The sequence below is a fragment of the Streptomyces violaceoruber genome (assembly GCF_033406955.1).
GTDB classification, from domain to species: domain Bacteria; phylum Actinomycetota; class Actinomycetes; order Streptomycetales; family Streptomycetaceae; genus Streptomyces; species Streptomyces violaceoruber.
Genome location: NZ_CP137734.1, coordinates 7,145,961 through 7,159,153, shown reverse-complemented (window position 1 = coordinate 7,159,153; position 13,193 = coordinate 7,145,961). Strand labels below are relative to the sequence as shown.

The 13,193-nt window shown below is 71.9% G+C and carries 14 protein-coding genes; 7 read left to right on the top strand and 7 right to left on the bottom strand.

Annotation, left to right across the window (positions count from 1 at the left end; translation table 11 throughout):
* Positions 1–3 precede the first annotated feature (3 nt).
* The 3 genes from R2E43_RS32115 to R2E43_RS32105 form a co-directional block, all read right to left on the bottom strand.
* Positions 4–966: a ketoacyl-ACP synthase III gene (locus R2E43_RS32115; protein WP_011027685.1), complete on the bottom strand. Its 963-nt coding sequence runs from the start codon at positions 964–966 to the stop codon at positions 4–6.
* Positions 966–1,238 (bottom strand): acyl carrier protein, encoded by a 273-nt coding sequence (locus tag R2E43_RS32110; protein ID WP_003977559.1) that lies wholly within the window; start codon positions 1,236–1,238, stop codon positions 966–968. The genes R2E43_RS32115 and R2E43_RS32110 overlap by 1 nt, the downstream gene beginning before the upstream one ends.
* A gap of 70 nt (positions 1,239–1,308) precedes the next feature.
* Entirely contained in the window at positions 1,309–2,280 is a 972-nt protein-coding gene (locus R2E43_RS32105; protein ID WP_240804702.1) for a thioester reductase domain-containing protein, read from the bottom strand.
* Here R2E43_RS32105 and R2E43_RS32100 point away from each other — a divergent pair.
* The 7 genes from R2E43_RS32100 to R2E43_RS32070 all read left to right on the top strand — a co-directional run bounded on the left by R2E43_RS32100 (position 2,254) and on the right by R2E43_RS32070 (position 9,326).
* On the top strand, positions 2,254–2,472 hold the full coding sequence (locus R2E43_RS32100) for a hypothetical protein (RefSeq protein WP_234308109.1): 219 nt from the start codon (positions 2,254–2,256) through the stop codon (positions 2,470–2,472). The genes R2E43_RS32105 and R2E43_RS32100 overlap by 27 nt on opposite strands.
* A 323-nt stretch (positions 2,473–2,795) precedes the next feature.
* Entirely contained in the window at positions 2,796–3,455 is a 660-nt protein-coding gene (locus R2E43_RS32095) for an HD domain-containing protein (RefSeq protein ID WP_332056790.1), read from the top strand.
* A gap of 49 nt (positions 3,456–3,504) precedes the next feature.
* Positions 3,505–5,262: an NAD(P)/FAD-dependent oxidoreductase gene (locus R2E43_RS32090; RefSeq protein WP_003977556.1), complete on the top strand. Its 1,758-nt coding sequence runs from the start codon at positions 3,505–3,507 to the stop codon at positions 5,260–5,262.
* A 79-nt stretch (positions 5,263–5,341) separates the two neighbouring features.
* Positions 5,342–5,938: an RNA polymerase sigma factor gene (locus tag R2E43_RS32085; protein WP_319230758.1), complete on the top strand. Its 597-nt coding sequence runs from the start codon at positions 5,342–5,344 to the stop codon at positions 5,936–5,938.
* 53 nt (positions 5,939–5,991) lie between these two features.
* Positions 5,992–6,735, top strand: a complete 744-nt coding sequence (locus tag R2E43_RS32080) for a hypothetical protein (protein ID WP_319230759.1) — start codon at positions 5,992–5,994, stop codon at positions 6,733–6,735.
* A 92-nt stretch (positions 6,736–6,827) separates the two neighbouring features.
* Positions 6,828–8,405 carry an ABC1 kinase family protein gene (locus tag R2E43_RS32075; protein WP_003977553.1) on the top strand — a complete coding sequence of 526 codons (1,578 nt, stop codon included), beginning with the start codon at positions 6,828–6,830 and terminating at the stop codon, positions 8,403–8,405.
* A 42-nt stretch (positions 8,406–8,447) separates the two neighbouring features.
* Positions 8,448–9,326 carry a class I SAM-dependent methyltransferase gene (locus tag R2E43_RS32070; RefSeq protein ID WP_003977552.1) on the top strand — a complete coding sequence of 293 codons (879 nt, stop codon included), beginning with the start codon at positions 8,448–8,450 and terminating at the stop codon, positions 9,324–9,326.
* A 57-nt stretch (positions 9,327–9,383) separates the two neighbouring features.
* Here the strand turns inward: R2E43_RS32070 and R2E43_RS32065 are convergent, their stop codons facing one another.
* The 4 genes from R2E43_RS32065 to R2E43_RS32050 form a co-directional block, all read right to left on the bottom strand.
* Positions 9,384–10,625: a wax ester/triacylglycerol synthase domain-containing protein gene (locus R2E43_RS32065; RefSeq protein ID WP_332056789.1), complete on the bottom strand. Its 1,242-nt coding sequence runs from the start codon at positions 10,623–10,625 to the stop codon at positions 9,384–9,386.
* Positions 10,626–10,768: 143 nt separating this feature from the next.
* On the bottom strand, positions 10,769–12,091 hold the full coding sequence (locus tag R2E43_RS32060; protein WP_093455698.1) for an NAD(P)/FAD-dependent oxidoreductase: 1,323 nt from the start codon (positions 12,089–12,091) through the stop codon (positions 10,769–10,771).
* Positions 12,088–12,687: a flavin reductase family protein gene (locus R2E43_RS32055; RefSeq protein WP_173668705.1), complete on the bottom strand. Its 600-nt coding sequence runs from the start codon at positions 12,685–12,687 to the stop codon at positions 12,088–12,090. The genes R2E43_RS32060 and R2E43_RS32055 overlap by 4 nt, the downstream gene beginning before the upstream one ends.
* Positions 12,659–13,126: an aromatase/cyclase gene (locus R2E43_RS32050; protein WP_011027692.1), complete on the bottom strand. Its 468-nt coding sequence runs from the start codon at positions 13,124–13,126 to the stop codon at positions 12,659–12,661. The genes R2E43_RS32055 and R2E43_RS32050 overlap by 29 nt, the downstream gene beginning before the upstream one ends.
* Positions 13,127–13,193: the final 67 nt, after the last annotated feature.

The following is a 13,193-nucleotide window of genomic DNA, read 5'->3' as shown; positions in this document are numbered from 1 at the left end:
TCCTTACGGAAGTTCGACCACCTGGGCGCACCAGGTCAGCCCGGCGCCGAAGCCCAGGAGCAGCGCCTTGTCGCCGGGCCGTACGGTGGCCGAGGCGAGCAGCGACTCCAGGGCCAGCGGGATGGACGCCGAACTGGTGTTGCCGTCGGTGACGATGCTGCGGGCGATCGCCACGTGCTCGGGCGGGCGCAGTCGGCGCACCATCGCGTCGATCAGCCGCCCGTTGCACTGGTGCGGCACGAAGGCGCCGATGTCGTCCCAGGTGAGCCCGGCCGCCTCGAGTGCGTCCCGGGCCACTTGCGGCATCTGCGAACCGAACCAGCGGACCACCCGGGTGCCGTCCATGTGCATGTACGGGCGGGCGGCACCGGGTTTGGGCGGGGCGCTGGTCATCCAGGGCTCACCGGGGCCGTGGGTTCCCCACACCGCCGGTCCGATCCCGGGGTGCTCGGCTGCGCTGACCACCGCGGCCCCGGCGGCATCGCCGAAGACCATGACGGTCCCGCAGTCGTCGGGGTCGGTGATGTCGCTCAGCCGCTCGGCGGCGACGACCAGGATCTGACGCGCCTGCTGTGCGGCGATGAGTCCGGACGCCAGGGTCAGCCCGTAACCGAACCCGGCGCACCCGCCGTTGAGGTCGAACCCGCCGGCCCGGCCGGCGCCGATGCGGTGGGTGAGACTGGCGGCCCGGCACGATGCCTGGCCGACGCTGCTGGCGGAGGAGAACAGGACGCAGTCCAGGTCCTCGGCGAGCACGCCCGCGTGGGCCAGGGCCTTGTCCGCCGCCTGCGCGGCCATCTCGACGAAGGTGTCGTCGGGGTCGGCCTTCAGCCTGGTCCGGATTCCGGTGATCTGCTCGATATAGCCGTCCTCGTGACCGAACCTGGTGTCGAGTTCGGCGCTGGTGAGCAGACCACCGGGGCGGTAGACGCCGATGCCGGTCAGCCGCCCCGCACCCCGGGCCATCAGCGGGCTCCGTCCGCCGCGGCGACGGCGGCCCGGCCGTTCACGTAGTCGAGGGTCCGCCGGACGGTGCGCAGGTCGTGCACCGCCTCGTCCGGGATGGGAACGCCGTAGCGCTCCTGGATCCGCTCGGCCAGTTCGATGACGGCCATCGAGTCGAACCCCAACGACGTGAAGGGCGCGTCGGCCGGCTGCTCCGAGAGCGCCCTGGCCGCTTCGGCGCCGGCGATCTCGGCCACCATCGCCGTCAGGTCTTCCAGGGTGAAAGGGGACATGCGGAAACTCCAGCTGATGAGGTGCGGGGAGGGTGCACGGGAGGGAGGGGAGGAGAGGACCGCGTGTGGGTCACCGGGCGGGCAGCACGGCGTCGCGGTTCAGGAAGGCGAGCATCCTGCGGAAGTAGTCGGAGTCGAGCACGGGCGGGGCGCGGTGCGCGGAGGCCGCGGCGGGGCCGGCGGTGTCCTGCCCCGGGGCCGGGATCATCTGCCGGAGGGTCTCGCCGGCCAGCCGCAGGGTGCTGCGGGGGACCTCGTCGCCCAGGTCGCGAAGCCGCTCCAGCCAGGTGTCGAACGGAACGAGCGGAAGGTCGACGCCCGCGTCGGCGAAGCCCTGGAAGTACGACCGGAAGGGCAGCGGCTCGGGATCGATCACGTGGAACACCTGTCCTCGGGCACGCCGGCTCAGGGACAGCTCGACGATGGCGCGGCTGGTGAAGTCGACCGTGCCCACCGGCAGGAGACCGGGGTGGTCGGGGGCGCAGCCGGCGCGGATGCTCGCCGTCGTCAGGTGGACGAACCAGTCCGACTTCCCCACCAGGCCGGTGCGCGAGTCCGCCAGGATCACCCCGGGCCGGTGCACCATCGTGGGCGATCCGCGGTCCGCGGCCTGCGCGACCAACTGCTCGGCGACCCATTTGGTGGCGCAGTAACCGGAGACACCGGTCCCGGCCTCCCGGGCCGCCGGAATCACCCCCATCGTCGAGATGTAGTGCACGGGAATTCGGCGGGTCCTGGTCGCCAGTCTCAGGATTTCCAGGGTCCCCGACACATTGCAGCCGCGCAGGATCGGGTAACTGGCCAGAAGATTGACCCAAGCACCGCAGTGGTAAATAACGTCGATGCCGCGCGAGAGGTCGGAGAACTCCTCGTCGGACAGGCCGAACCGCGGCTTCGCCAGGCTGCCGGGCACGACGTCGATCCGGGACATGTGGTGCTCCGGAACATTCCGGGCGCGTAACTGGCCGGCGAGCCGCTCCCGGGCCTCACCGGCCGATTCCGCTCTCACCAGGCAATGGATTCGAGCGTCGGTGGCATCCAGCAGATCGGCGAGCAGGAAACCGCCGAGGAATCCCGTGGCTCCCGTCAGCAGAATTCTCTCGGGCGGGCCTTCGGGAGCATCCGGCAGAGCCGACGCATCGATTTCCGCCGGAAGTCGCAGATCTTCGGCGATCGGGAAACTGACCATACCAACACCGCATTTCAGCACAGGCGAGATTCGGTCCTGCCCTGAACACTCCCCGCACCTCACGAGGTTTACTACAGAAATCTGCCACCAGTGGGAGCGCAGGGCGCATCCCTCTGACCGTCACCCGCTCCCGCACCGCCACAACGGATGAGTAGGGCTCATTCATTCGAACAGGCACGGCTTCCGAATGGACGGCCGGAACGTACGCCCGGAGCGCGTTACCGGTGTCGCGCGCCGTCGGCTGCGCGCCAACGCGCTTACGTGGACGAAGCGTTGCGCAACGAGGGGCGGGGGGCGGAGGCGGCCCGAGCGTAAAGACAGATGAGACGGACACAGCCAATGGGTCGTGAAGCAAGGGGGGTTGAGTCATGGCCGCAGGGCCTGAGATGCCGGAGGTTCCCGATCCCGGTGGGAGCGGGGCGAGTTCACACTCCGATCCGCCGAAGGCGTTGCCCGAGGCATGGCAGCCTCTGCTCGGCCGCCCGGCCCTCGCGGAGCTGCTCGGGCACCCCCTCGCGGGCGCCGCACTGCAGGAGATGTGCCGGCTCCTGCCTCCCCACCTCGCCGTGCACTCTCTGCGGACGTTCCTGCTGGCCGACGCCTGTGCGCGGACCCACGGGATCGCCTACGACCGGGGCGGCCTGCTGGCCGCCGCGGCGTTCCACGACGCCGGGCTGGTAGGGCGCACTCCGCTCGGTCGCGGTGGATTCCCGTACCGCTCCGCCCAGTTGCTCGACCACTTCCTGGCCCGGCACCAGGTGGGCACGGTGCGGCGCATGACCCTCACGCGTGCGGTGCGCGAGCACATGCGGCCGTTCCCCGCCCGGGACGCCGGACCCGAGGCGCGGCTGCTGCACTTCGGCGTGTGGCTGGACGTCACCGGGCGCGGCGAGCGGCAGGTGCCCGGTGACCGCCGCCTGTTGGCCGGACTGGCGCCCACCCCCCGGTTCGCACTGTCCTTCTCCGCCCGGGTGGTGGCCTGCGGGCTGCGCCGGGTGCTGCCGGGCTCCCCGGTCACCCACCGGTGACCGGGGAGCCCGGCGACTCGCTCTTCCCGTCGCGAAAGGAACCGCAGACATGCAAGAAGACCAGCGTGTTTTCGATGTCGCCATCGTAGGAGGCGGCATCGGCGGGACGATGCTGGGGACCGTACTCGCACGTCACGGCGTGCGGGTGCTGCTGCTCGAAGGCAGCGGCCACCCCCGGTTCGCCATCGGAGAGTCCACGGTCCCCGAGACCACGTTCGGGCTCCGGGTCCTGGCCCGCCGCTACGACGTCCCCGAGCTCGATCACCTGGCGACCAACGCGGCACTGCGCCGCCACGTGTCGTCGAACAGCGGGGTCAAGCGGAACTTCAGCTTCATCTACCACCGGGAAGGCGAGCCCACACGGCCCGACGAGTGCACCCAGTACCCCACCTGGGGACCTCCGCTCGGTCCCGACTCGCACTACTTCCGGCAGGACGTGGACGCGTACATGTTCCACGTCGCCGTGTCCTACGGCGTGACCGCGTACACCCACACCATGGTCGACGACGTGAAGTTCGAGGAGGACGGCGCGACTCTCGTCACCCGGGACCGGGGCACCTTCCGGGCCTCGTACGTGGTCGACGCCGGCGGCATGCGGGCAGTCCTGCCCGAGCGCCTCGGGCTGCGGCAGGAACCGCCCTACCGCACGAGGTCGCGCACGATCTTCACGCACATGGTGGACGTGCGCCCCTTCGACGCCGTGGCGCCCTCGCGGGCACAGCACGGCATGCCCAGCCCGTTCAGCCAGGGGACGCTCCACCACATGTTCCCGGGCGGATGGTTCTGGGTCATCCCGTTCGACAACCAGTCGACCAGCACGAACCAGTTGTGCAGTGTCGGCATCAACCTCGATCTCGACCAGCACCCCCGGCCGGAGGACGTCTCGGCGGAGGAGGAGTTCTGGCAGTACGTGCGCCGGTTCCCCAGTGTGGCCCGGCAGTTCGAGCGGGCGCGGGCGGTCCGGCCGTACGTCTCCACCGACCGTACCCAGTTCGCCTCGCAGAAGGTCGTCGGCGACCGGTGGTGCCTGCTGCCGCACGCCAGTGACTTCATCGACCCGCTCTTCTCCAGCGGACTCGCCGTCACCGTGATGGCGCTCAACGCCCTGGGCCACCGGCTGATCGACGCCGTGCGCAAGGACGACTTCGACACCGCCCGGTTCGCGTACCTGGACCACTGGACCAAGCGCATGTTCCGGTTCTACGACGACCTGGTGTCCTGCAGCTACATCGCGTTCGACGACTTCGACCTGTGGAACGCCTGGAACCGCGTGTGGACCATCACCACGCTGTACGGCACGAACGCCCAGAACCAGGTCGCCGTGACGTTCGAGAAGACGCACGACCCGGCCTGCTTCGACCTGCTGGAGCAGCCGCCGTACCGAGGTCTCCAGGGTATGGACAACCCCTGGGTGGAGCGGATGTTCGACCAGTCGCGGGACGCCGTACTCGCCTATCGTGCGGGCGAGTTGACGAAGGAGCAGACGATCGCACGCATCTACGAGCTGCTGGGCGAGAGCGGACTGGTCCCGGCGGTGTGGGGCACCCTGGACCCCGACGACCGGTGCCCGTCCGGGGTGTTCACCCTCTGGCCGCTGATGAAGATCCTGCTGTGGGGCAAGTACCGCTCACCGCAGCACGTCCGGGGCTCCTACTTCACCGGCGGAGCGCGGCTGGTGGGCAAGGAAGCGGTCCAGGCGTACACCACCGAGCTGCGCGCCGGCAGCTCCCAGGTGCACCAGACCGTACGGGACATGTGGCGCAACTGGAACCGCGACTGGGCACGGCGGCCCGCTCCTCGGAAATGAGCACGGAAAAACATTTCTGCCGACCGGCGGAGGTGCGTATTCCGGTTTGCCGCTCCAGGGCCTCGGGTAGAAAATCCACATGGCCGAACAAATGGAAAATCGGCCGCGGTTCTCCCTGCTCAATCCGAGAGACAACGGGCTGCAATCCACGATGGTGCGACATTTCACCTGCCAATCGCCCGCTGAATGCTCCTGGGAAGAAATCTTCCAGCATCAGGACCGCCTCATGCGGCTGGTTCGGCGAAGACTACCAAGTTTTCAGGACGCCGAGGACTGCGTTCAGGAAACCATGGCCCGGGCAGCCGCCCACGCCGCGTTGGACAGGAATCGACTCGGTGCCTTTCTGACGTCCGTGGCGCTTCGCCTCTGCATCGACTTCTACCGTGACATGGAGCGTCGCAGCAGACTCCTCCAGCGTGCGGCGCTCGCGGAAACCCCGGGTACGACCGAGGAGGACGTCTGCGACGAGGACTTCGGCAGATGGCTTCTGGGCCAGGTACAACACCTGCGGGGGCGTGAGCAAGAGGTCATACTCGCCCGCGCCAAGGGTATTTCCACTGCGGAATTCGCCCGCATACACAACATCTCCGTCAAGGCGGCCGAAGCCGCCTTCACCAGGGGCCGCGCACGATTGAAGAACGTCTGCGCGAAAGCCTTGGAAGGCTGCGCCCGATAACACCCGGAAACCGCACCTCTCCCATCGCAGAGAAACGGAAAGGGACCCCACTCATGGGCAACAGCAAGAACGTCCAAGACATCTTCAAGGACTTGGTCGGTGATATGACCGACAGCTGGAAGGAGGCCTTCGACGACCTCCTGAACCGGGACGACGACTCTGGATCGTCGCGCGGCTCAGGATCGTCGCGCGACTCCGGCAACGCCGTCAGCACGCTGGCCGGGCTGCCCCCGAACGCCCTCGCCGCACTGGCCGGGGCCGTGAACCCGGCGACCGCGCTCGCGGGTGTCACCAATCCGCTGGCCGCCCTCGGCGGGATCGGCGCGGCCGGCAACCCGCTCGCCGGCCTCGCCGCGGGGGCCGCGGGCCCGCTGGGGAACATCGCAGGCGCAGCGCAGAACCCCCTGGCCGCGCTCACCGGTGCCGCGGGCGGCGGCAACCCGCTCGCGGCCGCGCTGGGCGGGGCGGGCAACCCCCTGGCCGCGCTGGGCGGGGCGGCCAATCCGCTCGCCGCGGTCGGCGGCGCGGCCGGCGCGCTCGGCGGGCTCGGTCAGCTGGCCGGAGGCCTCGGACACGCGGCGAGCGGGGCGGGCGACCTGATGGCGCTGCCGGCCCAGCTCACCCAGCTGCTCCAGGTGCTGCCCAAGCTCCTCGAGGCGGTCCAGGGCCTGCAGAACCTGACCAACCTGCCGGCCCAGGCCGGTCAGCAAGGGCTGGCGGCCCTGCAAGGCCTGACCGGTCAGCAGGGGCCGGGCGGAAAGCCGTCCCAGGGCGGACAGTCCTCGACCCCGGGCTGACCGGCCGTGCCACCGTCCCGCCCGGCCGTCTCCGTGATGCACGCCGACCGCCGTTCCGCACCCGGGTCCCGATCTGAGGAGGATCACACACGATGACGTCTGTCGTCGGCGATCGGCTGCGTCTCGTGGTCAGGGTTCTGGGCAGCCTCGTGGCCGACGAGGTGGGACAGGCGACCCGGCTGCGCAGGCGTACGAAGCGGGACACGCGGTCCCCGGCGGAGGGCCTCGTCGGCTCCGCCGGGTCCGCGGCCGAGGCCACCGCCGGGGCGGAGCAGCGCCGCGCCAAGGCGGTGCGGCATGCCCTGGAGAGCCTCGGTCCCTTCTACGTGAAACTCGGCCAGGTCCTCTCCACCCGGCCCGACATGGTCCCCCAGTCCATCCGGGACGAACTCCAGAACCTGCACGACGAGGTCGACGTCCAGCCGTTCTCGGAGTTCGAGCCGGTACTGGCCCGGGACCTCGGGGCGGACTGGAAGCTGCGCTTCGACGACATCGAGACCGTCGCCCCGCTGGGGGCGGCGTCCCTCGCCCAGGTCTACCGCGTGACGCTGCCCGGCGGGCGCGCGGCCGTGGTGAAGATCCAGCGACCGGGCATCCGCGAGGGCGTACTCGCGGACATGGCCCTGATGCGCCGGGCGTCGAAGATCGTGGCCCGTGTCGCTCCCCGGTTCAACGAGGTCATCGACATCGAGGCGATGCTCGGCTCGGTCTTCGACGCCATGGAGCCGGAGCTGGACTTCACCGGCGAGGCCCGCAACATGGACGAGGCCCGCGGGCAGGTCCGGTCGTTCCGTTCGCTGGAGGTGCCCCGGGTACTGCACGCCAGCCCACGGGTCCTCGTCCAGTCGCTGGCCGACGGGAAGTCGGTGCGGCACGTCGACCGCGCCCACTTCACGGACGACGAGCGCGTGGAGATCGGCAAGGACCTGCTGCGGTTCATGTACCACGGGTACTTCGTCCATCGCTTCTTCCACGCCGACCCGCACGCCGGCAACGTCTTCGCCGCTCCCGGCGGACCCGCGACACTGATCGACTGGGGCATGGTCGGCCGCCTGGACCGCAGGACCAGTCTTCAGCTGCTGCCGCTGTTCATGACCTTGGCGCAGAACGACGGGGCCGGTCTGGCGCAGCACTGGGCGGAGATGGGCCGGGTGACACCGTGGGCCAACATGCCCGCGTTCGCCGCCGACATGGCCGCGTTCGTGCCCAAGGTCTCCCATCTCTCCCTGGAGGACATGAACTTCGGCGTGGCGCTCACCACCGTGCTGGCCAAGGCGACCAAGCGCGGGATCGGTTCGCCGCCGGCCGTCTCACTGCTGGGCAAGTCCTTCGCGAACCTCGACGGTTCGGTGCGGTGCCTGGCTCCCGAGATCACGCTGCCCGAGGTGTTCCAGGGGGAGGTGCCGAAGATCCTTTTCGCGCTGGGCCGCGAGTTCCTCGGCCGCAACCAGTTCGCCCGGAACTCCATGGAGCTTCTGCTGGCCGCCGTCACCAGTCCCGAACAGGTCCGGGGCGTCCTCTCCGACGTGGCCAACCGTCAGTTCGCACTGAACATCCACGAGCCGCGCACCCCCGACGCGATGGGCGGCCAGCGGCCCACCCGCCCCTCCGCAAGCCTGCTCGCGCTGGGTGCCGCGGCCTTCCTGCTGGGCCGTCGCCGCTCCGGATGATCCGGGTCGCACAGCCACCCCGTCCCACCTCGAGGAGATCCGATGCCGGAATCCACCCGCCCGCGGTCACCGTTCGCGCCGGCCGCCGCAACCCCGCACGGCATTCCCAGCGCGGCGCTCTGGACGGCCGCCGCACACGCGGCGGAGTGCCTCCGGCCCGCGCCGATCGTCCGCGACCCGTGGGCAGCCGACTTCCTCCACGCGGCCGGGTTCGACGGGGGCCCGCCCGGTGACGGACCGCTGCAGCGCCTGCTGCCCGACTGGCAGGTGGTACGCACCCGCTTCTTCGACGACTACGCTCTCGCCGCGGCCCGTTCGGGCTGCCGCCAGGTGGTGCTGCTCGGCGCCGGCCTTGACACCCGTGCCTTCCGGCTCGACTGGCCGACCGGGGTGCACGTCTTCGAGGTGGAGGACGCGGCCGTACTGGCCTTCAAGGAGTACGTACTGGACTGGAGCCGGCTCTCCTGCGGACGCCGCACCGTCGTCGAAGCCGACGGCACGGCATCCTGGGGAGAGGAACTCGGGGCGGCGGGATTCGATCCCGGCAGGCCCACCGCATGGCTCTGCGAGGCACCCCTGTACTTCCTCCGGCCGCCGGAGGTGGCGGCCGTCGTCGCCGTGATGACCGAACTCTCCGCTCCCGGCAGCATGTTCGGTGCCGAGTGCGTGAACTCCGCGACCACGTCCTCCCCGTTCGTCGCGCCCTTCATGGACGCCCTGTCGACGATCGGACTGGGCTGGAACTGGCAGATTGCCGATCCGGAACGCTGGTGGGCCGAACACGGCTGGGACGCGGCGGCCGCCGACCCGTACACGCTGCCGTACGCGGTCGAGCGCCTCTCCCCGTATCTGCCGCTGATCGGCACGGCCGCCGCGGAGAGCGTCTTCCTCACCACCGGAACGCTGCGCGGCACTCCCTGACACGGCGCCACGCGCAGGCCCCGGACGCACCGTCCGGGGCCTGCGCGTGGCGCCGTGTCAGGGCCGCTCCAGCTCCAGCAGCGCCGCGAGCCACAGGTCGGGGAGTTCGTCCGCGGTCGCCAGGGCCTCGTCGTGAACGACGGTCAGGCACGCGGTGTCGTGCTGGCTCGTCAGCGTCGTCACACACCGGATGCCTGACGCGACGCCGGCGAAGACGGCCGAGCGGCGGGCCGCGACCCCCTGGTGGACCAGGGCCGTGCCGAAGTTCACGCTGCTCACCGGGCCGGCCACGAACGCCCCGCGGACCAGGCGGGTGCCGACGGTGGCACCGAGCGCCCGCGGGGAGGCGGACAGCAGCAGGCGCATGGCGTCGCGCCGCCGGCTCTCCCGCAGCCGGCCCGTACCGGCGACGACCCGGGCCAGGGCCCGCTGCGGTGACTCCTCGTCGCAGGGCAGCAGGAGCCGGGCGGTGACCATGCGGTTGCCCGGGGCGTACTCCTCCCCCGGGGCCCGGACCGACATCGGGATCGACACGGGCAGCGGCGGATGGGCCGAGCCGGTGTCCTTCAGGTACCAGGTGCGGACGGCGTGGGACAGGGCCGCGAGATAGACGTCCGTGACCGTGCCGCCGTGGGCGCGGGCGATGGCGCGCAGCCGGGCCAGCGGGGTGTCGGCGTGGCAGACGTCGACGCGGCCCGTGAAATCTCCGTCGAACGCGGGTTTCGGGGTGGGCGCGCGGAAGGCGGCCATCACCTCGCCCAGGGCGTCCGCGAGGCCGTGTGCGGTGGGCCGGGCCGGACGCTGTGGGGCCGGTCCGCCCTCGGGGTGGTCTCCGAGGAGAGCGCGGGTGGTGTAGGCGGCGCCCATACCGTCCTGGAAGGTGTGGTCGGTGCGGTAGACCAGGGTGTGGCGGTCCGCCGGGCCGTGGACCAGCCACACGTCCCAGGGCGGCCGGTCGTCCGTGCTCATCGGCCGGGACAGCATCAGGCGGCTGGTCGCCGACCCGTCGGTGTCCTCGGGCAGCCACGCCTCGTGCACATGCCGGTCCACCGCGATCCGGTCCACCCGCCGGAATTTCCTGCGGTCCCGTGCGATGCGGTAGCGCAACGCCGGGACGTGGTGGACGCGTTCGGCGACCCGCGCGCGTACGGAGTCCAGGGTGGGGGCACGGCCTTCGAACCCGAACGTGAACGCGAGGGGCACAGGGTTGCCGCCCGTCGCCAGGTGGAAGGCGACATCTGCGGTTCCCATGGAGAGGGCCGACGGCAGGCGGCCGTCCGTACCGAAGTCGGGTCGCATGGTGGAACCTCCTGGTCGGGTTCTGAGGGTCTGCGGGGCTGCGAGGCCGGGGCTGCGGACCGGAGTCCGCGGTCCGCGGAGCCCCTGCGGAGTCCGGTCTGCGGTCCGCGGAGCCGGGGTGCGGACGCGGGCCGCGCCCGCCGTCAGCACGTGTGCCGCGCGATTCGCCCCATCGCGTCGACGTACGCCCGCAGCAGGGGCCCCGCGGGTCCGCGTGCGGGCAGGCGCGGGGCCCGGGAACGGTGCCACGGGAGCGGTTCGCCGGGTTCCGGCTCACCCAGCAGGGCCGCGGCCACGTGCGCGCCGTGCGCCACGGACAGGGCGAGGCCGTGCCCGCAGCAGCCGCCGATGTACCAGACGTCGTCGTAGCCCGGCACCGGCCCCACCACCGGCAGGTCGTCGCCCGTCATGCCGATGCGGCCGGACCAGCGGTGGGTGACCCGTACCCGGGCGAGGTCCGGATGCAGGGCCCGCAGCCACCTCTCCAGCCAGGACCAGGCACGCTCCCTGACGGCCTGGAGACGGGGAGCGCCGACACCCGCCGGGACCGTGGCGGTACCGCCGCCCGCCACCAGGCCCCGGTCCGGGAGCAGCCGGAAGTACGGCGCCATCGGGACGGCGTCGACGACGGCGTGTCCGGCGCGCCCGCCCAGGGCCTCGTAGGCCGGGGCGCTCAGCGGTTCGGTGGCGACGGCGTACACCTCGAGCGGCAGGACGGTGCCGACCGGCAGGTCCAGTGCCTGCGCGGCCGAGTTGACGGCCAGCACCGCCTGACCGGCGTAGAGCCTGCCGTGCGGGAGGACCAGCTCGGGGCCCACCAGATCGCCGGGGCGCAGGGCCAGCAGTGGGCTGCGGCCGTAGAACCGCACGCCTTTGTCGGCGCAGGCCCGGGCGAGGGCGCAGGTCAGGGCGGCCGGGTCGAGGGTCGCGGCGGGGCGGTGCAGGAGTGCCGCCCGGTAGGGCACGCCGACCCGGTCGCGGATGCCGGCCGGGGTGAGGACGGGGACGTCCAGGCCGAGTTCGCGGCAGGCGCTGGCCTGGCGGGCGAGTGCCGCCAGGCCCGCGGACGACCGCGTGGCCACCAGCTGCTCACCGGTCCGCAGCCCGCAGGGCACGTCGAGCCGGGCGCACAGGGCGAGGACGTCCCGGACCGCCCGCTCACTGGCCCGGTGCATCCTGCGCGCCGTCTGCGGGCCGAAGCGGCGCACCGCGCGGTCGACCGCGGGGCCGGCCCGGGGGCCCAGCAGACCGGTGCCCCGGCCGCTGGCGCCGGCGGCCGGGTGCTCGGCGTCCACCACCGCGATGTCGAGCCCGGGGGCACGCTCCGCCAGGTGGTAGGCGCAGGACAGCCCGGCCAGCCCGGCCCCGACGACGGCCACGTCCGCGGTGACCACGCCGTGCAACTGGGGCTGCGTCGGCAGCTCCGCGGCGTCCCAGTACGGCGTTCCGGCCGGCGGCCTGGTCATCCGGCGGCGTCCGGCACCGGCTCGGTCAGCGCACCGAACCGGCGGTCGTGCCACAGCAGCGGGCGTCCGCCGCCCACGTGCACGGCGGCGACCCGGCCGACGACGAGGTGGTGGTCGCCGTAGCGGCGCACGTCCTCGGTCAGGCACACCGACCAGGCGAGCGCGCCGGCCAGCACGGGGACGCCCAGCACCTGCCGGGTGTCGGTCCCGGCGAACCGCTCCGCCGCGGTCGTGGTGGGGGACGCGAACCGGCCTGCGAGCTCCTGCTGTTCCTCGCGCAGCAGGTGCACGGCGAAGACCCGCCGGCCGCGGACGGCGGCGAGGGTGCGGGAGCCGTCGCGCAGACAGGCAAGGAGCAGCGGCGGGCGGGCGGAGAGCGAGGTGACGGCGGACACCGTCATACCGAGCGGGCCGTCCGCGCCGCGGGCGGTCACGACGGTCACCCCGGCGGTCAGCTTGGCGTACAGGCCGAGGCAGCGGGCCGCGCCCGGGCCCGGTTCCTCGTGCAGCGGCTCCTCGTGCGGCGGATCGGCGACCGGGGGCGGGGCGCCCGCGACGGCCGCCCGGTCAGCCACCAGCCGCAGCCGCGCGCTCATCGATCACCTCCGCGCCCGCAAGGCCCCGCAGCACGCGGGCGATGTTGGTGCGCACGGTCGACTCGGCCACCGGGTCGAGGATCTCGGCCATGGAGGGGATGCCGAGGTCGAAGGCCGCGGTGTAGACGACGAGCGTGCCGCCGTCCCTCGCTTCGCAGCGCCAGCTCCCCTCGAAGGTCTGGAAGTCGCCGCTGACCTGTTCGAAGGCGATGGAGTACGTCTCGGGCGAGTAGGTGTCGCGTTCCCGCCACCGCATCAGGCCGCCCCGGAACTCGACGGTCCAGTCCGAGACCGTGGTGCCGTCGGGCAGCGGAGGCTCGACGCGCACCTCGCGGAAGGTGTCGCTGTACTCGGGGTAGCGGCGGAAGTCGCTGATGCGGGCGTAGACGTCTGCGGGTGCCAGTCCGTCGGCGAGGGCGTGCAGGACCATGTGACGCATGGGTCGTTCGGTTCCTTCCCTGAGGGTTTCCGGACGGTGGTGTCCGGAGCGGGTGGCTGGCGCCGGC

What these genes read in the sequence shown, in the direction of transcription:
- R2E43_RS32115 (WP_011027685.1), bottom strand. Translation starts at nt 966, where the DNA reads ATGGCCCGGGGTGCGGGGCGGCTGACCGGCATCGGCGTCTACCGCCCC.
- R2E43_RS32110 (WP_003977559.1), bottom strand. Translation starts at nt 1,238, where the DNA reads ATGTCCCCTTTCACCCTGGAAGACCTGACGGCGATGGTGGCCGAGATC.
- R2E43_RS32100 (WP_234308109.1), top strand. Translation starts at nt 2,254, where the DNA reads ATGGATTCGAGCGTCGGTGGCATCCAGCAGATCGGCGAGCAGGAAACC.
- R2E43_RS32095 (WP_332056790.1), top strand. Translation starts at nt 2,796, where the DNA reads ATGGCCGCAGGGCCTGAGATGCCGGAGGTTCCCGATCCCGGTGGGAGC.
- R2E43_RS32090 (WP_003977556.1), top strand. Translation starts at nt 3,505, where the DNA reads ATGCAAGAAGACCAGCGTGTTTTCGATGTCGCCATCGTAGGAGGCGGC.
- R2E43_RS32085 (WP_319230758.1), top strand. Translation starts at nt 5,342, where the DNA reads ATGGCCGAACAAATGGAAAATCGGCCGCGGTTCTCCCTGCTCAATCCG.
- R2E43_RS32080 (WP_319230759.1), top strand. Translation starts at nt 5,992, where the DNA reads ATGGGCAACAGCAAGAACGTCCAAGACATCTTCAAGGACTTGGTCGGT.
- R2E43_RS32075 (WP_003977553.1), top strand. Translation starts at nt 6,828, where the DNA reads ATGACGTCTGTCGTCGGCGATCGGCTGCGTCTCGTGGTCAGGGTTCTG.
- R2E43_RS32070 (WP_003977552.1), top strand. Translation starts at nt 8,448, where the DNA reads ATGCCGGAATCCACCCGCCCGCGGTCACCGTTCGCGCCGGCCGCCGCA.
- R2E43_RS32065 (WP_332056789.1), bottom strand. Translation starts at nt 10,625, where the DNA reads ATGCGACCCGACTTCGGTACGGACGGCCGCCTGCCGTCGGCCCTCTCC.
- R2E43_RS32060 (WP_093455698.1), bottom strand. Translation starts at nt 12,091, where the DNA reads ATGACCAGGCCGCCGGCCGGAACGCCGTACTGGGACGCCGCGGAGCTG.
- R2E43_RS32055 (WP_173668705.1), bottom strand. Translation starts at nt 12,687, where the DNA reads ATGAGCGCGCGGCTGCGGCTGGTGGCTGACCGGGCGGCCGTCGCGGGC.
- R2E43_RS32050 (WP_011027692.1), bottom strand. Translation starts at nt 13,126, where the DNA reads ATGCGTCACATGGTCCTGCACGCCCTCGCCGACGGACTGGCACCCGCA.